At 64.1% G+C, this 20,625-nt stretch carries 21 protein-coding genes; 12 read left to right on the forward strand and 9 right to left on the reverse strand.

The window, feature by feature from the left end; translation table 11 throughout:
- The first annotated feature begins 40 nt into the window (after positions 1 to 40).
- Positions 41 to 1,336, forward strand: a complete 1,296-nt coding sequence (locus ACN0V4_RS00250) for a hypothetical protein (protein WP_417672490.1) — start codon at positions 41 to 43, stop codon at positions 1,334 to 1,336.
- Positions 1,337 to 1,399: 63 nt separating this feature from the next.
- Here ACN0V4_RS00250 and ACN0V4_RS00255 read toward each other — a convergent pair whose 3' ends face one another.
- The 3 genes from ACN0V4_RS00255 to ACN0V4_RS00265 all read right to left on the reverse strand — a co-directional run bounded on the left by ACN0V4_RS00255 (position 1,400) and on the right by ACN0V4_RS00265 (position 3,759).
- Positions 1,400 to 2,668, reverse strand: coding sequence for a flagellar motor protein MotB (locus tag ACN0V4_RS00255; RefSeq protein WP_417672492.1), 1,269 nt, complete (start codon positions 2,666 to 2,668; stop codon positions 1,400 to 1,402).
- Between the two features lie 193 nt (positions 2,669 to 2,861).
- On the reverse strand, positions 2,862 to 3,368 hold the full coding sequence (locus ACN0V4_RS00260) for a MucR family transcriptional regulator (protein ID WP_417672494.1): 507 nt from the start codon (positions 3,366 to 3,368) through the stop codon (positions 2,862 to 2,864).
- Positions 3,369 to 3,492: 124 nt separating this feature from the next.
- A complete protein-coding gene (locus tag ACN0V4_RS00265; RefSeq protein ID WP_417672496.1) occupies positions 3,493 to 3,759 on the reverse strand; it encodes a hypothetical protein in 267 nt (88 codons plus the stop codon).
- Between the two features lie 338 nt (positions 3,760 to 4,097).
- Between ACN0V4_RS00265 and ACN0V4_RS00270 the strand changes: the two genes are divergently transcribed.
- The 5 genes from ACN0V4_RS00270 to ACN0V4_RS00290 all read left to right on the forward strand — a co-directional run bounded on the left by ACN0V4_RS00270 (position 4,098) and on the right by ACN0V4_RS00290 (position 8,649).
- Positions 4,098 to 4,823, forward strand: coding sequence for a winged helix-turn-helix domain-containing protein (locus tag ACN0V4_RS00270; RefSeq protein WP_417672498.1), 726 nt, complete (start codon positions 4,098 to 4,100; stop codon positions 4,821 to 4,823).
- A 352-nt stretch (positions 4,824 to 5,175) separates the two neighbouring features.
- Positions 5,176 to 5,670, forward strand: coding sequence for a hypothetical protein (locus tag ACN0V4_RS00275; RefSeq protein ID WP_417672500.1), 495 nt, complete (start codon positions 5,176 to 5,178; stop codon positions 5,668 to 5,670).
- A gap of 161 nt (positions 5,671 to 5,831) precedes the next feature.
- Positions 5,832 to 6,518: a sigma-70 family RNA polymerase sigma factor gene (locus ACN0V4_RS00280; protein WP_417672502.1), complete on the forward strand. Its 687-nt coding sequence runs from the start codon at positions 5,832 to 5,834 to the stop codon at positions 6,516 to 6,518.
- Positions 6,519 to 6,596: 78 nt separating this feature from the next.
- Entirely contained in the window at positions 6,597 to 7,970 is a 1,374-nt protein-coding gene (locus ACN0V4_RS00285; RefSeq protein WP_417672504.1) for a flagellar hook-length control protein FliK, read from the forward strand.
- A gap of 13 nt (positions 7,971 to 7,983) precedes the next feature.
- Positions 7,984 to 8,649, forward strand: a complete 666-nt coding sequence (locus ACN0V4_RS00290; RefSeq protein WP_417672506.1) for a flagellar hook assembly protein FlgD — start codon at positions 7,984 to 7,986, stop codon at positions 8,647 to 8,649.
- 19 nt (positions 8,650 to 8,668) lie between these two features.
- Here the strand turns inward: ACN0V4_RS00290 and ACN0V4_RS00295 are convergent, their stop codons facing one another.
- Genes ACN0V4_RS00295 through ACN0V4_RS00315 form a run of 5 tightly spaced genes read right to left on the reverse strand, consistent with a single transcriptional unit; the run spans position 8,669 to position 12,190 of the window.
- Positions 8,669 to 9,139, reverse strand: coding sequence for a hypothetical protein (locus tag ACN0V4_RS00295; protein WP_417672508.1), 471 nt, complete (start codon positions 9,137 to 9,139; stop codon positions 8,669 to 8,671).
- A gap of 11 nt (positions 9,140 to 9,150) precedes the next feature.
- Positions 9,151 to 9,939, reverse strand: a complete 789-nt coding sequence (gene flgH, locus ACN0V4_RS00300) for a flagellar basal body L-ring protein FlgH (protein ID WP_417672510.1) — start codon at positions 9,937 to 9,939, stop codon at positions 9,151 to 9,153.
- Positions 9,936 to 10,625 (reverse strand): flagellar basal body P-ring formation chaperone FlgA, encoded by a 690-nt coding sequence (gene flgA / locus ACN0V4_RS00305; protein ID WP_417672511.1) that lies wholly within the window; start codon positions 10,623 to 10,625, stop codon positions 9,936 to 9,938. The genes flgH and flgA overlap by 4 nt, the downstream gene beginning before the upstream one ends.
- Before the next feature lie 5 nt (positions 10,626 to 10,630).
- Positions 10,631 to 11,416: a flagellar basal-body rod protein FlgG gene (gene flgG / locus ACN0V4_RS00310; RefSeq protein WP_417672512.1), complete on the reverse strand. Its 786-nt coding sequence runs from the start codon at positions 11,414 to 11,416 to the stop codon at positions 10,631 to 10,633.
- 33 nt (positions 11,417 to 11,449) lie between these two features.
- Entirely contained in the window at positions 11,450 to 12,190 is a 741-nt protein-coding gene (locus ACN0V4_RS00315) for a flagellar hook-basal body complex protein (protein ID WP_417672513.1), read from the reverse strand.
- A 148-nt stretch (positions 12,191 to 12,338) separates the two neighbouring features.
- Between ACN0V4_RS00315 and ACN0V4_RS00320 the strand changes: the two genes are divergently transcribed.
- The 4 genes from ACN0V4_RS00320 (at position 12,339) to ACN0V4_RS00335 (ending at position 18,171) form a co-directional block, all read left to right on the forward strand.
- On the forward strand, positions 12,339 to 14,168 hold the full coding sequence (locus tag ACN0V4_RS00320) for a hypothetical protein (protein ID WP_417672514.1): 1,830 nt from the start codon (positions 12,339 to 12,341) through the stop codon (positions 14,166 to 14,168).
- 172 nt (positions 14,169 to 14,340) lie between these two features.
- A complete protein-coding gene (locus ACN0V4_RS00325) occupies positions 14,341 to 15,642 on the forward strand; it encodes a flagellar hook protein FlgE (protein ID WP_417672515.1) in 1,302 nt (433 codons plus the stop codon).
- A 27-nt stretch (positions 15,643 to 15,669) separates the two neighbouring features.
- Positions 15,670 to 17,082 (forward strand): flagellar hook-associated protein FlgK, encoded by a 1,413-nt coding sequence (gene flgK, locus ACN0V4_RS00330; protein ID WP_417672516.1) that lies wholly within the window; start codon positions 15,670 to 15,672, stop codon positions 17,080 to 17,082.
- Positions 17,083 to 17,091: 9 nt separating this feature from the next.
- Entirely contained in the window at positions 17,092 to 18,171 is a 1,080-nt protein-coding gene (locus tag ACN0V4_RS00335; protein ID WP_417672517.1) for a flagellin, read from the forward strand.
- Positions 18,172 to 18,219: 48 nt separating this feature from the next.
- Here ACN0V4_RS00335 and ACN0V4_RS00340 read toward each other — a convergent pair whose 3' ends face one another.
- On the reverse strand, positions 18,220 to 18,981 hold the full coding sequence (locus tag ACN0V4_RS00340) for a winged helix-turn-helix domain-containing protein (RefSeq protein WP_417672518.1): 762 nt from the start codon (positions 18,979 to 18,981) through the stop codon (positions 18,220 to 18,222).
- 188 nt (positions 18,982 to 19,169) lie between these two features.
- Here ACN0V4_RS00340 and ACN0V4_RS00345 point away from each other — a divergent pair, with 188 nt between their 5' ends.
- On the forward strand, positions 19,170 to 20,303 hold the full coding sequence (locus tag ACN0V4_RS00345) for a flagellar basal body P-ring protein FlgI (protein ID WP_417673057.1): 1,134 nt from the start codon (positions 19,170 to 19,172) through the stop codon (positions 20,301 to 20,303).
- Positions 20,303 to 20,593 (forward strand): rod-binding protein, encoded by a 291-nt coding sequence (locus tag ACN0V4_RS00350; RefSeq protein ID WP_417672519.1) that lies wholly within the window; start codon positions 20,303 to 20,305, stop codon positions 20,591 to 20,593. The genes ACN0V4_RS00345 and ACN0V4_RS00350 overlap by 1 nt, the downstream gene beginning before the upstream one ends.
- Positions 20,594 to 20,625: the final 32 nt, after the last annotated feature.

Here is a 20,625-nt window from a genome sequence, read left to right on the forward strand (position 1 = left end):
GGTTTATTCATGAGTTCTCGTGTCTGAAGGAACCCGGCGAATGTCTGGCAAGGAACAGGTGATGGCTGTCCTGATGGGGCCGGCCGACGTGCGCCAGACGTTTCGCGACTGGCCGGGCGACATGTGCCTGGCCGTCTGTTTGATGCAGAGCGGCGACTGCCAGCTCATGGTCTTTCATCATCAGGAGGCCGAGACATATCCGCGTCGCCTGCAGCGTCAGCTCGCGCTGCGGTCGGGGGACATGTGTTTCTTTCCCGCAGTCGAAGGCTTTGCCTCGCGGTCGCTGCTTTATTCCGATGAACAGAAGCTGATGGTGCTGGTCGCCGAGGCGCCGGAGATCGTCGAAGAGGCCGCGGATTACTCCGTCAACTATGCCTATGCGTTGGAAGAGGGGCTGGATCCGGTGGCTTTTCTGGGCGTTGACGGCTCGGTGGCAGAGCCGGAACCGGCAGAGAAGCCGCTGCATTTTCCCCATATGGCGGAGGAACGCGAGGCGGATTTCGTCTCGCGTCGGGTGACGCCGGTCCAGATCGAGCCGGTGGCCCGCGTGCGCAAGGCGCTGCTGCCGGGCTTCATGCAGCGACAGGAGACTGTGGGGCCGGGGCCCTATTTCCGCTCGGCCCGGGAGCTGGAGGGGAGCGATGAGCATCGCGTCGCCTGTGATGTGCTGCCGGAACACGACGGATGGATTCTGATCGCCCAGCATGGTGAGGGCGGCGCGGACATCCGGGTGAGCGATACCGATCTGCTCTATCTGCGCGACGATCGCAATGTGGTGGCGATCCGGCTTGAGCCGGCCTGGCAATCGACCGCGGCCTTGCCCGGACGGATCTGGATCCGGGCCGAGAAGTTGCCGCAAAGCCTGCGCGGGGTCTTCGGCGATCGCATCGGTCAGGCCGAGTTGAGCGGCACCGGCAGTTTTCTCTATCTGCATTTCGGCACGCGCGCCGCGCTTCGGCGCGAGCCGGCGCCCTTTACGCCGGTTCCCGCGGTGGGGCGGCCCGAGGCAATCGCGCGTAGGGCGATGGCAAAGGTCGCGCCGGTCGAGGAGAGCGTCGCGCCCGCCGTTGCAGATGTGCTTGGCGAGCCCGAGGTAGAGGCCTCGGTCGATGTCGAGCCTGCCGAGGCGAAGCCGCTGATCGCCGAACGTGCCGCAGCCCTTCCGAAACGCAACCGGCGACGCTGGCTGATGGTCTCGGCCGCGGTGTCGGGGCTGGTGCTGCTGCAGATCGGTTTGCAGCTTGCCGGCCCATCCGAACGCGACGCCAAAGGTGGTGGCGCTCCGATCGACTGGGACAAGTTTCGCAGCAGCTCGCAGGCGGCCAAGGCCGGATAGCAAAAGGCCCCACCCCGGGGAAGGGATGGGGCCACTGAAAGGCCGTGGACAATGCCGATCCGCTTAGCGCAGGGCGCTGCGCAGGTTTTCAAACACTTTTTCGTCCAGTTCGCTTACACGTTGCGGTAGGGGGGCGAGGGGCGCTTCTGCGCGACGGCTTTCAGGCGATTGGGTCGGTGCCGTGGGGGAAAACGGATTGGCGGCCGGGGCAATATCCTGCGGGTTGGCGGCGGCACCGGGTTCGCCCGGTGTGGCGGCGGGCTGCTCGGCGGCTGCGGGCTTGCGGAATTCCAGCAGTACCGAGATGCGCCGGTTCGACGGGTCGAGCGGATTTTCCGGCACCAGCAGGTCGGTATCGGCCATGCCTGAGACCCGGGTGATGCGCGAGGGGGCGACACCGGCCTTCAGCAGGACGCGGCGCATCGCATTGGCCCGGTCCGAGGACAGATCCCAGTTGTCATAGGCGCGGCGATTGGCGAAGGGCACCGCGTCGGTATGGCCCGAGATCACCATGTCATTGGGCAGCGCCGCCAGCGACTGGCCCAGCTGCTGCATCAGTTTTAGCGTGGCCGAGGTCATCTCAGTGCTGCCGCTGGCGAACATCGGCTTGCCAAGCTGGTCGACCACCTGGATGCGCAGGCCGTCCGGGGTTTTTTCGAAGATCACGTTTTCGGCCAGCGGGCGCAGCTCGGGGTTGGCCTGCATGGCCTGGCGCAGTTCGGCCTCGATGGCGTCGAATTTGGTGACATCGGCGGCATGCATCGCCTGCGCCTCTCCCTGCGCCGCGGTCTGGGCAGCAACTGTCTGGCCTTGCTCGGCCTGCGGTGCACCGGCGCCTTCGTGGCTGTTTTCGCCCTCTGCCTCGCCCTGGCGGTTTGCCATCGCGGCGGGGCGGCTCTCCTGTTCGGAAATCGCTCCGGTGGCAGGGTTGTCAAAGGCGCCCTTATAGGTGCCCTTGATCAAGTCGTCGGGGTCGGCGGTCTGGGTGATGTCCATCACCTCCCAGCGGGCGGGGCTGGGATCGTCGATCTCTCCCATCTCGGCGCCACGGGCGACCACCGTGCCGGTCGAGGCGTTCAGCGTTCCCGGCGGGCCGAAGGTGGCGCCATCCAGCAGGCCGCTGCCGTTCGGCATCGTGGCATTGGTGAAATATTCTGCGATGCCGCGCAGCTTTTGTTCATCCGAAGAGGAGAGAATCCAAAGGAGAAGGAAGAAGGCCATCATCGCGGTCATGAAGTCCGCATAAGCCACTTTCCAGGCGCCGCCGTGATGCCCACCGTCCTCGGTGATCTCCACTCTGCGGATGATGCTGATGCCCGTTTTCGCTGCCATGTTCGTCGCCTCGTCGGGGCCGGTTCAACCGGCGATTCCGGACGGCAGCGCCTTCTGCGCAAGCCGAGCCTTCCCGAGTGATCGGTGAAGAACATGCGCTCAGAGGGGCGCAAATGAGACATGTTTGGGGCGGGGACGGGGGAAATGTGGCAAGGTTAATGGCCCCCGGGCCCTCTGAGCATCTTGCCTGTGGTCAGCTCTCGCCGATTTCACGCTGATATTTGCCCAGACCGACACGCTTGGCATAGGCGGCCTTGCGTTCGGAATAGTTGGGCGCAACCAGGGGCATGTCTTCGGGCAGGCCATAGCGCAGGCGATATTCTTCCTCGGTCAGCCCGTGTTCGGCCTTCAGATGCCGCTTGAGCATGGTGAAGCCGCGCCCGCAGCACAGGCAATAGACCTTGTCCGAGGTGACCGCCTGATCAATGGGCAGGGCTGGCACCGCCTTGGTCGGGGAATGCGAGGGGGGGGCCGCCACGGCCAGGCGCTGTGCGGCAGGTGGCAGCGGCGCTGCGACCGCGAGATCGGGGCGGCTCGGCGTGGCGGAGAAAACCTGCAGCAGGCGGATGGTCAGCGCCACGATCTCGTCGGCGGTGGTGTCGGGCCGTTGTGCAAAGGCAGCAACCACGCGCGCGACCGATGCTTCCGTGCTCCGCTCGTTCGGGTCGGTCTCGGGGGGCACGGCGTTACCTGCGTCCATATGCAAAAAATCCAAGGCTGTGGAACTCGTCGATAAAATATCCGGCACGTTATGAACGGTGTCATCAAGGAGTCAACAAGCCAGCGCAAGAACAGGAGGAACGGGCAATCCTTTGCCGGTTGCCCTATCCGCGCCCGGTCGGTCGTCCGCGCCCATGCCAGGTGCCGCGCGCCATCGGTGTGCGGTCACGGATGGTCTCGGGCAAGCGTTCCGTCCGGCGGTCGGCGGCGGGCAGCGCCTGTTGCTCCAGTCCGACCATGGTGCGATCGGCGCTGTGCAGAACTTCTGTCAGAAAATCATCGTTTTCCACGACGGCAAGCAGCAGCCTGACCCGGTTGGCCGCGGCAAGGGCGGCATCTCTGCCGATGGTGCTGTTCCTCTTGCCTGCCATGGTGCCTCCCATGATTTTCCTGCGTTTCTGCGGAATGGCGCGTTCTGCTTGAAGGATTTTATAGGGCGGGCGCGGTTAAAGTTTTGTCAAAGTTCTTAGTACTTCTTGGGAAATTAGTTACGCAAAAGTTAAAGTTCTTCTCGAAAGCGTGTCGCTCGAGATGTTTTCTTGCAAGTTCTTGCTGTGCTGAGCGGTGTCGCATTCTGCGGCATGGGGAATTCGCGCTGGCGTCGCGCTGACCTTGGGGGGTAGAGTTCGGCCAAAGTCTGCCGGCCTGCCGCAACGCGGTGCCGGGGTAGACCGAACCGAGCCAGGCAAATCGAGGAAAGCAGGCGGACGTGTCCGAGGTGCATGACATTCAGACCGGGCAGCCGCATGCGTTGATTGTCGAGGCTGATTTGGCCTGCCGGATGGGGTTGCAGCACCTGTTTACCGTGATCCTGGACCGGTTGGTTCGGGTGACGGCAGAGGGCGACGAGGCTCTGGGGCTGCTCCGGGGCGGGCTGCGTCCGCGGCTGGCGGTGATTGGTCAATGCCGCGCTGACGACATCTCTCTGCCCCTGATCGGGGTGGCAAAGGCGACCGGTGCCTGCGTCATCGCGCTGGATTGGCGGCAGAACCGGGATGGGGCGGTCAAGGCTTTCCTGGCCGGGGCGGATGATGTGGCGCAGGCCCCGGTTGGGTTGAAGGAATTTGCGCTGCGGATGGCGGCGCGGCTGGGGCCGGAGGGGAGCGGGCTGACGGGATGCAAGCTGGACCTGGCCGCCGATTGGGAGACCGAGGCCGATATCGCGCTGCGCGCCGGTTTGACCGAGGCCGAAGCGCGGGTGGTCAGCATTCTGCTTGGCGGCAGTGGCCGCATCGTGACCCGTGACGAGCTGAGCCATGCCATCGACCGCCGGCCCTGGGATTATGGCGACCGCAAGTTCGATGTGCATGTGGCGAAGATCCGCAAGAAGCTGAGCCAGGCCTTTGGCTCTCGCATTTCGGTTTCTACGGTGCGGTCTTCGGGGTATCGGATGACCATCGGCGACCACGGCGCGTCGGTGCCGGTGGAGAGATAGCCAGGTTGACCGCCTCCAGTCTGCCGGGATTCCCCCGGTCTTGCCGCGTGGTCTTAGGTCAAGTGGCAAAATGTAAATCTTCCTCGCCGACTGGGATGCCAGCCTAGGAGTGGTGTTGACGTCTAGGTATGGTGGTTGTTGGCGCCATTTTGTGCACATGTGGAAATTACTATGCAACTCAATCGGTTGCGTTTCGGCATTGTGAGGCGTCTGCGCCGAGGGGAGACGCATGGCTGACAACACATGTAGATAAGGTTAGCGCAAGGTTTACAAACAAACCATTCTCCTAGTAGGAGAGACAAAATATGCTATTCGCATAACATTGGACGGCAAGATTTTGGGGGATCGGACCGTGCGTGAAGAGAGACTATTAGAACAGATCTGGGGCGACGCGATTGAATACCGTGCTCCGGCCGACATGTCACCGCTGGCCAAGCTGCTTTCGGCCTTGCTGACTGTCCCGACCGTTGCGCTTGTGTCCCACGCCGGGGTGGCGCGGGCACATGCTTTGATGGAGAGCGCCGAGCTGCTGCCGGGGGCCTCGCTCGGGGATGTGCTGGTCGAGGAATTGGGGATCGACATCCCGCATGATGCGGTGGTGTTGATCGAACCCGTCGCCAGTGCCGAGGCCGAGGAAGTCTCGGGGAATGCGCTGGGTCAGGACCTGGGCCACATCCTGATCGAACTGGCCAGCACCGGCCATTCGCCACTGATCCGTCCCGAGGCCTTCGCGGTCGCCGGGGCCGAGACCGGCCGCGCGGCTTCCCGCCCGATTGCACGCGATTTCACTCGTATCGTTACCGATATCGATCGCCGGCCGTATCAGGAAGAACTGCGCGCCCAATAACCCAAGAGGCGGACAAGAATAGTTTCGTCTCCTTGCCGCAGTTCAGGATCTGAACTGCGGCCTGTAGAATTAAATGGGCGTTAATCACTTAAGTCTTTGCAGGCTGATCTTGCTGTGATCTTCTACTGGTAACGAAACGTTACGTTTTCGCGAGGCAGGTCATGGCAATCTCTTACGCAACGGCGCGTCAGGCGCCGCTGCTGGAGTTGGAGCAGGAGCGGGATTTGATCCGGCGCTGGCAGCAGGACCGTGACCGTTTCGCGCTGGAGGCGCTGATCCTTTCGCATGCCCGCCAGGTCTATGCCTGCGCATTGCGGCTGGGGTTGCCGCCGGCCGATCGGGAGGAATTGATCGCTGAGGGGATTGTCGGGCTGATCCGCGCGACAGAGCGGTTCGATCTGACCCGGGGCGTGCGGTTCTCGACCTATGCGCATTGGTGGATCCTGAATGCGGTGACGCGGGCGGCGGCGCGGTTGGGCTCTGTGGTGGATCTGCCGCCGCGTGCCTACCGTGACGGTCGGGCCGGTCAGATGATGGAGGCGACGCCGGAGGGGCTGGGGATGGATGCGATGTCGTCGCAGGAGCCGACCCCGGAAGAGCAGCTGATCGCGGCGTCTGGCGCGGCCAGGCTGAACGGCGTTCTTGCCGAGGCGATCGCAGAACTGGGCGAGGTCGAGCGCGAAATCGTGGTGGCGCGCAACCTGCGTCAGGTGCCGGCGACGATCGAGGATTTGGCCTCGGGTCTGGGGATCAGCCGGGATCGGCTGCGGCAGATCGAACGGCGGGCGATGACGCGGCTGAAATACGGGTTGCTGTCGCGCGGCGTGACATCGGCTCAACTGGGATAGAAGAACGAAAAGAGCATGAGTGGTGTTGTCTCCCTGTTATCTCTTCTGACGGCTCCCGCCTCGGGGGCCCAGGGTGCAATGCGTGCACTGTCCGCAGATGCGGCAGAGCTGTTTGCCGGGATATTTTCCGCCAGCACCGACATCGGCCCTTCGGTCGAGGCCGATCCGTCGACCACGGCGGCAGAGGCGCGCGCGACCCTGTTGCAGCGGCTCGATGCCTTGGGGCGTCGGGCGATGCAGGCCGAGGGGCTGGATGAGGCGGATGCGCTGGGGGAGGTCGCTGATATGGCCACCGATCTGGCCGAGGCGATGGCCGAGCTCGACGACAGCGGCGCCGGCGGCTTGGCCGCGATGATCGCGCAGATGCTGCCGCAGGCGGCGGCAATGGAGCCCGCGGGCGCCGGGGTGTCGACGGCGACCGACGGCGCCACCGCCGCGGCGGCCATTGACATGTTCCGTTCGGCGCTGATGCTGGTGGGGCGGGCGGTTCGCGCCTTGCCGCAGGTTGCCGAGCTGGGCGAGACGGGATCGCAGTTGCGGCAATCGGCCGGGATCCCGGGGTTGTCCGAACTTTTCGGCATGGAGCGGGTGGCGGCAGAAGGGGAGGCGACCGATCTTTTGTCGGGATCTCCCGCCGCGCCGGTGACCCCTGATCCGGCGGATGTCGTGGAGGCTGCTGTTGACGCGGCGCCTGAGGTGGGGGAGGCGCCCCTTGCCTCGGGAACGGGTCCGGACGGGGCCGCTCTGGTCGCCGATGGTCCCGCGACCGAGGCAACCGACGAGGGGCTGATCCTGCCATTCATGCCGATGCGCGGCGAGGCTGCCGCCGCGGGGGGCGCTGATCTTCTCGGCCGGATTGCCGCAGTGGCGGCGGCCAGTGTCGGCGCTGTCGGTGGCGGTGACGGTGCTGGCGCCGGAACGTCGGACAACAATCGTCGGCGATTGACGGTCGAAGACGTGCTGTCGGCGCTGTCGCAGGGCGGCGCGAGCCGGCAGGGCCAGGTGGCGAGCGGTGTCGATACCGCCGCGCGCTCCGATGTCGCCGAGCCGCCCCGTTTTGCCGAGGTGCTGACCGAACAGATCCGCGCCGCGGAGATTTCCGACGGCCATACCCGGATCGAGCTGAACCCGCGCGGGCTCGGGGCCTTGGAGGTCGATGTCTCCACCACCGACGATGGGCTGCTCAACGTCGTGGTGCGGGCGGAAAACCCGGGCGTGCTGAACGCGCTCAAGGCGGACCGCGATCTGCTTGCCCAGGCCTTGGGCAATCTGGGCGGCGGGGCGCTGGATCTGCAATCCTTTTCGCAGGGCTCCGATCAGCGGGGCTCGGATCAGCGGGCCGCACCCTCCATGATCGCCTCGGCGATGGAAAGCCCGGCGGTGGCCTCCGCCGGGGAAGTCGTAGCGCCCGCCGATCGGATTGGCGGCGGGCGGCTGGATATCGTTACCTGATCGGGGATTCGACATGACTGTGACCAACACGACCGGCACCAGTGCAGCCACCACCACGACAGGCACCGGTTCGCTGTCGTCATTGGCCGAGGATTACACCCGTTTCCTGACGCTGCTCACGGCGCAGATCCAGAACCAGGACCCGCTGGAGCCGATGGACAGCACCACCTTCGTGTCGCAGCTTGCCCAGCTGAGCCAGGTGGAGCAATCGGTCAAGACCAACAGCAATCTGGAAACCCTGTCGTCGCAGTTCGCCGCCCTGAACGCGATGTCGGGGGCGCAGATGATCGGGCGCGACGTGACCGCCTATTCCAGCAACGTCGTGCTGGGCGGCGGGGAAACCGATTCCTATTACCTGCTGTCCGGTGGCGCGGCCAGCGTCAGCGTCGATATCTATGATTCACTGGATCGGGTGATCCGTACGATTTCCGACTTGCCGACCGACGCGGGCGAGCTGCACTCGATCGACTGGGACGGCACCGATGACGATGGCGGGGCGGTGCTGGACGGCTCCTATACCATGGTGGTCAATGCAAAGGACAGCGAGGGCAAGACGATCGACGCCTATTCCTTCCGCAAGACCACGGTGGATGAGGTGCTGTTTTCCAACGGCCAGCTTTACTACAATCTCACCGGTGACGAGACGGTCTCGTCGGACGCGGTGGTGGCGATCCGCTGATTGCCTGCACCTTGGCGGCTCAGTTCCGGCGGGGGGTGGCGTGGGTGACGAAACTGTCGATCTGCGCCGACCGGACCGAGGGATAGCTGTTGTGCACCTTCAGGGCGATCTGATCGGCCAGCGCCTGCTGGTCCAGCCCATCTTCCTGTCCGGGCGTGACCCAGAGCATGGTTTCGGCCAGATCCGAGGCGGCGCTGATCGTCGCGTCGCGCAGCCGGGCGCGGCCCTCGGCGTCGCCGAGGCGTTCGAAATTGGTTGCCCCGGCGATGAGGACATCCATCTCGATCTGGACATAGAGGATGCGGTCGGGCTGCAGCACCTGGATGGTGAACCGACCCAGCGGCATCTTGTAGAGCATCGCCTCGCGCTGCGTCGCGGCAGAAGCCTTTTGCGAGGCGGAGGCTTCGCGAGGGAACAGCAACCGGCCGGCGGCAAAGCCGACGCCTCCCATCAGCAGTGGTGCCAGCAGGATGAGAAGCAGCTTTCTCATGCCGGACGCCCTCAGTAGGGCAGGACGACGTCCAGCATATCCTCGCCATAGCGCGGTTGCTGCACGCGGGAAAGCTGGCCGCGGCCGCCATAGGCGATGCGCGCTTCGGCGATCTGATCGTAGGAGATGGTGTTGTCGATGTTGATGTCGACCGGGCGGATCACGCCCGCCACGCGCAATTCGCGCAGCTCATAGTTCACCTTCACCTCTTGCCGGCCGCCGATGACGAAATTGCCGTTCGGCAGTTCCTTGACGATCATCGCGGCGACGCGGAGCTGGATGCTCTCATTGCGCTTGATGGTGCCCTCGCCGGCGCTGGAGGCCGAGGATTCGAGGTCGATGATGTTGTCGCCCGAAGGCAGGTCGTTCTTGTCGACGCCGGGCAGGATTTTCTCGATCTGGGTGCCATAGCCGAAGAAGGTCGGCTTCGAGATGCTGGTGCCATTGGTGCGCGAGCGTTCCGAGGCGTTCTTGAGCTGTGCCTCGTCGTCGATGTTGATGACCACGGTCAGCAGATCACCCACCGCCTGCGCCCGGCGGTCGCCGAAGAAGCTGCGGGTGTTCTTGCCCCAGAGCCCCGAGGCCTCGGCGCGTTTCGGTGGCAGCATCGGCTCGGCATCGGGCATCGGCACGCTGATCCGGTTGACCTCGGGCAGGGTCTCGCTGTTGAGCACCACGTCGCTCAGCTTGGGGTCGCGGTGTTTGGTGTATTCGCTGCAGGCCGAAAGCGACAGCAGGGCCGCCGCGGCGACGACACCCAGGCGTGGCAGCGGGCGGGCGGTGTTACGATTGCGGATCAAAAGTTGGCCTCCACTAAGCCGTCGCCGCGGGCGATGGCCACGATGGTCTTGTTGCTGCTGAGATTGATGACCCTGACCTCCTGCCCCAGGTGGGCATCGGAAATCGCCTTGCCTTCCGCCGAAAGCTGAAGTCCGCCGTGGATCAACTGGATCGTGACCCGATCGCCACGCGTGATGATGAGCGGCGGCATTACGGATTGGAGTTGTACCGGCCGACCGGGGCTGAGCATGCGGCGCACCTGCATGCCGACCAGCCCGTCGGCATCCGTCACCGCGTAGGCGTTGACCCGCGACCAGGGCAGCTCGATCGTCTCGACATCCTCGGGCTGGACGATGGTGTCGGGCATGATCCGGCGCACCGGCACCGGCACCGGCACGGTCAGCGTCGCCAGCCCCCAGACCCGGCGCACCTCGCCCGAGGGGACCACCACATTGGCGATGAACTGGCCGGTGTCCTGGTCGATCCAGAACTCACGGATCAGCTCGCCCTCGGTGGTCAGCCCTTCGGCCAGTCGCACCTTGAAATACCCCTGCTCCGGCAGCTCGGGCCCGAAATCCCGGGCGGCGCGCTCGGCCACCAGATCGGTCACCTCGGCGGCCGCGGCCGGCAGCGCCGCCGCCAGGCTGAGCGCCGCGGCCCCCAGCAGGCGGCGGATCGGGAGCAGGGGAGAGGCGGCGCGGGTCATCGTGGTTATTTGATCTGATTGGCCGTCGACAGCATCTGGTCGGCGGTCTCGATCGCCTTCGAGTTCATCTCATAGGCGCGCTGCGCCGAGATCAGATCGGTGATCTGCTGAATGATGTTGACGTTGGAGTTCTCAAGATAGCCCTGCCGGATGATACCGACGCCGGGCTCGCCCGGGTTGGTCATCGTCGGCTCGCCCGAGGCGGTGGTTTCCTCCAGCATGTTGTTGCCGATCGGTTTCATCCCGGCTTCGTTCAGGAAGGTGGCCATGGTGAGCTGCCCCAGTTCCACCGGGGTGGGGGTGTTGTCGACATAGGCCATCACCACGCCTTCGTTGTTGATCTCGACCTGGGTGGTGTTGTCGGGGATGGTGATGCCGGGGTCGATCTCGTAACCGTCCAGGGTGACGATCTGCCCCTCGGCGCTCAGCTGGAAGCTGCCGGCGCGGGTATAGGCCTGGGTGCCGTCGGGGCGGTTGATCACGAAGAACCCCTTGCCCTCGATCGCCAGGTCAAGTTCGTTCTCGGTCTGCGACAGTCCGCCCTGCGAGCTGAGCCGGACCACGCCGACGCTTTGCACCCCGAGGCCGACGTTCATCCCCACCGGCCGCGCCGTGCCCTCGGTCGAGGTCAGCGCGCCTTCGGAATGGACCGACTGATAGATCAGATCCTGAAACGCTGCCCGGCCCCCCTTGAAGCCGGTGGTATTGGCGTTGGCGATGTTGTTGGCGATGACGTCCACGTTGGTCTGCTGTGCCAGCATCCCCGTCGCCGCGATCCCGAGTGCTTTCATGTCCTGGGTCCTTCCCTTCGCCTTGCCTGCGGCTCAGACCACGTTGCCGAGGCGCTGGATCGCCTGTTTGGTCTGGTCGTTGGATTCCGACATTAGTTGCGAGGCGCGACCATAGGCGCGCTCGATATCCATCAGCCGGGTCATCTCGATGATCGGCTGCACGTTGCTTTGTTCGATGAAGCCCTGTGAAAGCTGGGTCTCGCCATCTGCTTCGACATTGCCCAGGCTGTCGTCGGACAGGAACATGCCGTTGCCCATGGGGACGAGCTGGTTGACATCGGGCAGGCGGAAGATGCCGATCTGGCCCAGCACCGCGCCGCTGAGGTCGGTGATGGTGCCGTCCTGGGTAAAGATGATCTCCTGCCCCAGCGCATCGGGCAGGGTGATCGGGTTGCCGGCAGGGCTCAGCACCGGCGCGCCGCTCAGCGTGGCGAGCTGGCCATCGCTGTTGACGGTCAGCCGCCCGTCGCGGCCATAGGCGGTGCTGCCGGCTTCGGTCTGATAGGAAAGCCAGCCGGGCCCGGTCAGCGCGATGTCGAGCGGATTGCCGGTGGCGATCAGCGCGCCCTGGGCGGTATCGGTATAGGTGCCACGATCCTGGACATAGCTGATCGCGGTGCTGTCGGTGGCGCCATCGGGCTCGACCGCCTCGAACAGGGCCTGCGTTGCCTTGTAGCCGGCGGTCGAGGCGTTCGCCATGTTATGCGCCGCCAGATCCATGCTGCGTTCGAGCGCGGTGGCCAGAGAGAGCGAGACATAATTTGCTTGGCCCATCTGCGCGCCGCCCCCTGACTCGTCTCGGCAAGAACAATATGAAAGAATTCGGTGCAATTCACCTTATTGCGTGGTAAACTATCCATCAATATAAGAATTAAGGCAAGATATAATTGGATTCCCGCAAGGCTAACCGCAAGAACAGTTGGTGGCAGGCATGAAGAACCCGATGACAGTTGCGGCGATGCTGCTGGCCGGCCTTGCGGCGGGCGGGGTGGCTGGCGCTGCGCGGGCTTCGGGCGAAGAGGCGACGGAGCCTGCCGAAGGCGTCGGCCTCATGGTGCGGCCCGCTCCGGGAAGGGGCGCTGCCGAGGCTATGGCGTTGGGGCGTTGGCCACAGGCGCGATTCCATGATGATCTGGTCGGCCGCATCCAGGCGCTGAGCACCGCTCACGGGCCTGAGCGTCCGGGGGTCTTTCTGGACATGGCCGAGCTGTTTCTGGCGCAGATGATGTTGCCTGAGGCGCGGTCGGTGCTGGAGGGGGTCACCCCGGAAATCCCGCATGACAAGCTGCGCTGGCGGGCGATGTCGGGCGCGGTCCGGCTTTTGGCGGGGGAAGCGGCGGCGGACCTGTCGGAATCGCCCCTGTCCGACCCGGCGCGGCAGGATCGGGCGCTGTGGCTGGTGTTGCAGGCGATCGCGACGGGCGACGCGCAGATGTTGCGCGACAATCTTGATGGCGTGGCCGCGGCGCTTGCCCTGCAGCCCAAGGCGTTGCGGCGCAGCGTGCTGCCCAGCGTGACCGAGGCGGCGGTCGAGGCCGGTGCCGGGGCGGTGGTGCCCGATCTGTTGGCGATGGTCGAGGGGCTGCCCGATCTCTCCGACGCGTCGGTGGGGTATTTCCTGCGCGGTCGGGCTGCCGCGCTGTCGGGTCAGGCCAGTTCAGCGCTGGAGGCCTATTTCGAGGCCTCGAAAGGCTGGGATCGCTATGCCGCCCGGGCGCGGCTGGCTCTGGCGGATATGGCGCTGGAAAACGGTGGGCGCGGCGCGCTGCTGGCGGCGCAGGACGTGCTGGAGCACGGCGTTGATGCCTGGCGCGGCGACCAATATGAGCTTGAGTTGCTGAAGATGCTGGCGACGGTCTATTCCCAGTCCGGTGATGGTATCGGTTCGTTGCTGCTGCTTGGTCAGCTGATGTCGCGCTTTCCCGGCACGCCCGAGGCGGAGTGGGCCGCGGCCCAGGCCGCCGAAGATATGGCGCGGGTCTATCGGGGCGGCGCCGAGGGGAAGATTCCGCTGGCCAGATGGCTGAGCGTGCATCTCCGGCTTGTGCCGCTCTTTCGTTATTTCCCCGAGTTCTCGACCTATACCGAAGTTCTTGCCGATCGCGCGCTTGAGATCGGCGGCACCGATCTGGCCGCGGTGGAATATCGCCGGGCGCTGGCGCTGCTGGAAGAGCTTGATGGTTTCACCGGCCAGCCGGTGCCGGTCGAACGCATGGTCGGGTTGCGCCTCAAGCTGGCGCAGGCCTTGGCCCGTGGTGGGTTGCTGGCCGAGGCGCTGACCGAGCTGGATCGTGTCGAGGCGCTTGAGGATCCCGGGCTGAAGCTGCGGCTCGGTCGGCTGAGATCACAGGTTCTGGCCGATATGGGCAATTCCGACGAAGTGCTGCGCATCCGTGTCGCCGCCCCCGACGCCCGCAATCTGCGTGACGTCGCCCTGGCATTGTGGCGGGAAGGCGATTGGATCGAGGCGATGCTGTTCTATCGTCGGCTCTGGTCGGGTTTCCCTGAGCAGTTCACTGCCCGCGATGCCTCTTACCTGCTGTTGGCAGCGCGCAAGGCCGGCAATGAGGGGGTCGCCGAAGAGGTCGCCGCAGCCTTTCCCGAGCTGACCAGTTCGGAGAGCTGGATTGAGATCGCTCAGAGCCTGATGGAGGTTCCGGCCCCGATCACACCGCTGAGCGAGGGCGGTGCCGCCAGCCGGCTGGAAAGCCTGGAACGCGCGCTCGGCAAGATCAGCGATACCGGCCTCTGAGATCACTTCGAGCCGGTCTGCCCTATGCTGTAGGTCTCTGCCTGCAATAGTGGTGGTGACTGCTATGTCGCCCAGATCTTGCGTTTTTCCTGTTTCTTTAACTCGCCTTAAAAGAGCCTTGTGTATTCCTTGAAGGAAACACTCAACCACAAGAATAATGGGCGGCGGTCAGATGAGCATTTCCAGTGCATTGCAAACAGGTGTGAGCGGTCTGAAGGCGAATTCGGCAGCCGTCAGCAATATCTCAGAGAATATCGCGAACGCGAACACGGTGGGCTACAAGCGGGGGTTCTCGCAATATGTCACCAGTTCGGCCTCGGGCAGCAGCTCCTCCTCGGTGCTCTCGGTCTCGACGGTGGATGTGAGCGAGATCGACCTTGCCGGCAGCCTGCTGTCGACCAGCTCCTCGACCGATCTGGCGATTTCCGGGGATGGGTTCTTCGTGGTTTCCGTCAATCCGAACGAGACGCTCGAAACCAACTATCTGCTGACCCGGGCGGGGTCGTTCTTGGTAGATGAGGACGGCAATCTGGTGAACTCCGCCGGCTATTATCTGGCGGGCTACCCCTATGATGTCAGTGGCGCGCTCTCCGATGTGGATCGCACCACCTTCGGCGGGATGGAGACGGTGAATGTCGCCAATATCTCGCTCTCGGCCTCCGCGACCACCGGGGTGACGGTGACGGGCAACCTGCCGTCGCAGGATACCGGGTTGGCCGAGCCGGGGTCGCCCTTTCCCTCGTCGACCGAATATTACACTGCGCTCGGAGCTTCTGAGCGGCTGAATTTCTCCTGGCAGCCGACCGCGACCGACAATCAGTGGACGGTCACCGTCAGCGATAACGATGGCAACGAGCTGGGCTCGGTCACTGTCGACTATTCAGATTCCGGCAGCACGGCGGGGACGCCGGCCTCTTATTCGGATGTGGTCTCGACCGCGGTGGCGCCCTCGGCCTTTGCCTTCGATACGGCGACCGGCGTGGCGACGCTGACGCTGGATAGCGGTACCACGCCGCAGGTGCTGACGCTGAACTTTGGCGCTCCGGGCAGCTTTGATGGAATCACCCAATTCGCCGGTGATTTCAGCCAGTCCTTCGGCCGGGACGGCTCCAGCGTCGGAGAGCTGAACCGCACCGAGATCGACGAGAACGGCACGCTCTACGGGGTTTTCGACAACGGCGAGCGTCGCGCGCTTTACCAGATCCCGGTGGGCACCGTGGCGAACGTCAACGGGCTGAAGGAGGTGGACGGCAACGCCTATGCGCTGACCAAGGATACCGGCAGCTTCATGGCGCTTGAGGCGGGCTCCGGTTCGTTGGGGACGATCGCGTCGAATTCGCTGGAGTCCTCCAACGTGGATATCGCCGAAGAGATGACCGACCTGATCGTCGCGCAGCGGGCCTTTTCGACCAATGCCCAGATCATCACCACCGTCGACGACATGATGTCCACGATCGCGCAGCTGAAACGCTAAGTCCGCTTGGCGTTCAGGGGGTAGAAGATGAGTCTTTCGACGGCACTGAACGTGGCCTCCAGCGGGCTGGCCACGACGCAGGTTCGGGCACAGGTCGTTTCCGAGAACATCGCCAACGCGATGAACGCGAATTATGTTCGTCGCGAGGCCGTCCTGGTGTCGACGTCGAGCGGCGGCGTCCAGGTCAGCCAGGTTACGCGAGAGGTGGACGATGCGCTGGTCCGCATGTCGCGGTCCGAAGGCAGCAAGGCGGCACATCAGCAGGCGATCTACGAAGCGCTCAAAACCTATACGACCTATCTCGGAGAGCCCGGCGACGGCTTGTCGCTGGCTGACAAGTTTTCCAATTTCAACACCACGCTGACGACGCTGGTGAACATGCCGTCCTCGACCGAGGCGCAATCGGCAGCGGTCTATGCGGCGGAAGATCTGGCCGCCTCGATCCGCAATACCAGTGGCATGTTGTCGGAGGTCAGCGCCGATGTGGATATGGAAATCCGCTATGAGGTCGCCGATCTGAACCAGACACTCTACGATCTGGCCGAGCTGAACTCGAAGGTCGGCAAGTTCGAGAGCGGCACGCTCGAGACCGCCAACCTGAGCGATCAGATGGATAGCCTGCTGGATCAGGTCTCTGAGATTGTCGGGGTTCGGATCAACTATAATGCCGACAAGACGGTCAGCCTCTACACCACCGGCGGCGCCGCGCTGCTGGAGGGGACGCAGGTTCAGGATGTGACCTATAATTCCGCTGACGGCACCTTCTATGCGGGCAAGACCGAGATCACACCGAACAAGACCGGCGTGCGCGGGATCGAAGAAGGCAGCCTGGTCGGCTTCGCCGAACTCAAGAACGAGATCTTGCCGGAGTTCCAGCTTCAGCTTGACGAATATGCCCGCGGGTTGATCCAGGCCTTCGAGGCGGCCGATGCGTCTCTGTCGGCCGGAGAGGCGGGGCTGTTCACCGACAAGGGCAATGCCTTTGATGCCAGCAAGCTCGATGGGCTGGCCAGCCGGATCGCGGTCAACGAGGCGGTTTCGCATGATGGGGATGCCGAAACCTGGCGCATTCGCGATGGCATGGGCGTTGATGAAGAGGGGGCCGTCGCTGACGCCACCCAGGTGCAGGCCTATATCGACGTGCTCGATACCAAGGTCGATGCCGATCCGGCCACGGGGCTCAGCCCCTCGATTTCCCTGGCCGATTTCGCCTCTGCGGTGGTGACGGCCCAGGCGCTGACCCGTTCGCGCGCCGAAAGCAACTATAGTGCCGCGGCCTCGGCGGCCGAATTGGTACAGGCTTCCCGCGATAACGTCGCGGGCGTCAATATCGACGATGAAGTGCAGCAGCTTATGCTGATCGAGCGGAGCTATGTTGCGAATTCCAAGGTGCTGACGGCGGTGAGCGACATGCTCGACGCGCTGTTGGCCGCAGTCTGAGGGTAGAGTATGAGCTGGAATATCAGCCGGGTATCGTCTTTGCAGTTCAATACCGCCAACCGCAGCTTTGTCGCCAGCGCGACCTCGGCTTTGGCGACCGCGAGCGAAGAGCTGTCCACAGGTGTGAAATCGGATATCTACGGCGCGCTCGGGGCCAGCTCCGCGACGCTGATGACGCTGCGCAAGAATTACGAGAATACCGAAGCCTATATCAACACGAACAGCATTCTGGACAGCAAGCTCCAGGCGATGCTGACCTCGATCGACACCGCCCGGGGAAGCGCCGACAGCGTGCTGAAGACGGCCATCGTGAACTCCTCGCGGGCGACCACCGGCGTGACCGAACTGCAGAACGAGGCGAGCGCCGCGCTGGAGAGCCTGATCGCGACGCTGAACATCAGCTATAGCGGCGATTACCTGTTCTCGGGCATCGACAGCGACAAGCAGCCGCTGACGCGCTGGAGCGAGGTGAACAAGGAAACCGGCGCCTCTCCGGCTCAGGTTCTGGCCGATATCGTCGGCGGCGGCCCGACCTCGGCCGAGGAGGCCGAGGAGATGTTGGCCAAGATCGACGCGGTGTTCTCCTCCTCGAACGCGGATGAGGCCGAGAATTACGAGGGCACCTTCTTCAGCGGCACTCGGGCTGTCAGCGCAGACGGCAGCAGCCCGACCCGCGTCACCGCGCGGATCGGCGAAGGGCAGGCGCTGGAGTATGGCGTTCAGGCCAATGATGCCGGTATCGTCAACGTGATCAAGGGGTTGGCGATGCTGGCTTCGGTCGACGTCAGCACCATCGAGGATGATGCGACCTATTCCGCCTGGATGGCCGGCGCGACCGCGGCGCTCAGCACTGGGGTCGAGGGCATGCTGGAGATTTCGGCCGGCATCGGCTTCCATCAGCAGGTGGTCGAGAATGCCCAATCCCGGCTCGGGGATCTGTCGCTGGTGCAGAAAACCCAGATCTCGGACTATGAAAGCGTCGATCCCTATGAGGCCTCGACCAAGGTCGAGAACCTGCAGTATCAGCTCGAAGCCAGCTATGCGGTCAGCGCCAAGCTGTCGCAACTGTCGTTGCTGGATTATCTCTGATCCATTGGTCTGAATGAGAAACGCCCGGCGGATCGCCGGGCGGGTCAGTCAGGCACGCGCCTGATAGCCGGTGCTGTGCTGGGGGATCTGGGCGGGCTGCGCTTCGGGGGGCGGCAGCTCAAGCAGCTCCGGCGCGCTGAGCTTGTAGCCGCGGCCGTGTACCGTTTCGATATATTGCGAACCGCTGGTGGCCGCCGCGGCGATCTTCTTGCGCAGCTTGCAGATATAGACGTCGATCACCTTGTCGAACGGCTGGTCGGCGCTCATCCCATAGACGGCGTCATAGATCGCGTTCTTCGAGATCACCTTGTTCGAGTTCAGCGCCAGATGCTGGAAGATCGAATGTTCCCGCTTCGACAGTTTGATCCGCGCGCCCGAGACGATGGGATCGCGGCCGTCGAAAAAGGCGGTCAGCTCGCCCACCACCACGCTTTCGGCGGCGTGGCCGTGGAACCGTCGCACGATGGAATTGATGCGCGAGGCCACCTCGCTGCCCTTGATCGGGCTGACGATGACATCGTCTGCGCCGCGATCAAGGGCTGCCGAGGTATCCTGGGAATTGCGGAAATCGCGCAGCACGATCACCGGGTTGGCGCAGCCCGCCCGGCGAATGGCGCGGATCTGGTCGTGGATGTTCGGAGATTCCCCGATCAGGATCGCCCGGGTGTCATGGCCCGGTTGTGTCAGCGGAGCGAGCCCCGCCTCGAAGAAATCCTCATCGACGAAATGTGGCTCGATGCCCGCGTTCTCCAGCTCGCTGGCGAGCGAGGCCTGCCGCTTTTCACGTGGTTCGAAAACATAGGCGCGCATGAACACCTCCGTTCCCGCCGCAATTCATCACTATTCTTAATGGCTAGCAAGGAAAGTTGGTTAGTTCAACGATAAAGTTGTCCACATCTATGATTAGTTTTCGCTATATATGGACTTGGCAAAAACAAACGGATAGATTTGCCGGGAAGCCAGGGATGAATTCCATGTCAGCACAGCAGGTTCAGGCAATGGTTCGGGGCGCGCGCGCGATCGCGCGGCGCCACCTGCGTGCCGTTGTGATGGCCCTGGCGGCGGCGGTGCTGTTGGCTTCCGCGGCGCAGGCCGGGGTGCGGATCAAAGATATCGCCAGTTTCGAAGGGGTCCGGGAAAACCATCTGATCGGCTATGGTCTGGTGGTGGGCTTGCACGGCTCCGGCGACAAGATGACCAACAGCCCGTTCACCCGGGAGTCGGTCAAGGGCATGCTCGAACGGCTGGGCGTCGGGAACCTCGATGGCGATCTGCTGAAGACCAAGAACACCGCCGCGGTGATGGTGACGGCCAAGCTGCCGCCCTTCGCCCGTCGTGGCGCGCCGATCGACGTGGTGGTCTCTTCGCTGGGCGATGCCACCAGCCTGCGCGGGGGCACCCTGCTGGTCACGCCGCTGTCCGGCGCCGACGGCGAGGTCTATGCCGTGGCGCAGGGGCCGGTTGCGGTGTCGGGCTTCATGGCGCAGGGCAATGCCGCCAGCGTCGTTGAGGGCGTGCCCACCATCGCCCGGATCGACAATGGCGCCATTGTCGAACGTGAGGTGAATTTCGAACTGCGCCAGCTCGACAGCTTCCGGATTTCGCTGCGGGTGCCGGATTTCACCACTGCGGCGCGGATCGAGGACGCGATCAACATGACGCTGGGCGGTGGCACCGCCCGGGCGCTCGATTCGGCCACGGTCGAAGTGCGGGTTCCCGGCAAGGGCGATGTGACCGAAACCATCGCGGCGATCGAGAATCTGACGGTTCAGCCTGACAGTGTCGCCCGGGTGGTGGTGGATGAAAAATCCGGAACCATCGTGATCGGTGCCAATGTGCGGATCGGTCAGGTGGCGATCAGCCAGGGCGGGCTGACGGTGCGAGTGCGCGAACGCTATAACGTCAGCCAGCCCAATCCCATCAGCATTGGCGGCACCACGGTTATCGTGCCGGAATCCAATGTCGATGTGCAGGAACGTGAAAGCCGGTTCACCATCCTTCAGGGGGACGTCAGCCTGCAAGATCTGGTGGATGGGCTGAATGCCATCGGCGTTGGCGCGCGGCAGACGATTTCGATCCTCGAGGCGATCAAGGCCACCGGGGCGCTGCACGCCGATCTGGAGATCATCTGATGACCGATCTGACCTCTGTTTCCGCTGCCGCGATGCAGGCGACGGTCGCGGGCGAGCCGCAGCCGACCGCCGAAGACATGCAGGTGGCGCAGAAGTTCGAGGCAGTCTTCATCAGCCAGTTCGTCGATCAGATGATGTCGACGGTGGATTACGGGCCGGCCTCAGGCGGGCAGGGGGCCGAGATGTGGCGATCTTTCCTGTCCGACGCGATGGCGCAGCAACTGGCCGATCGCGGCGGGCTGGGGATGGGCGAAAGCATCGGTCGCATGCTGGCGGCCTATCGCCGCTGAGTGGCGGTATCATTCGAGACAATGGGCGGGGG

The sequence above is a fragment of the Pseudodonghicola sp. genome (assembly GCF_048268305.1).
In the GTDB taxonomy this organism is placed as follows: Bacteria; Pseudomonadota; Alphaproteobacteria; order Rhodobacterales; family Rhodobacteraceae; genus Pseudodonghicola.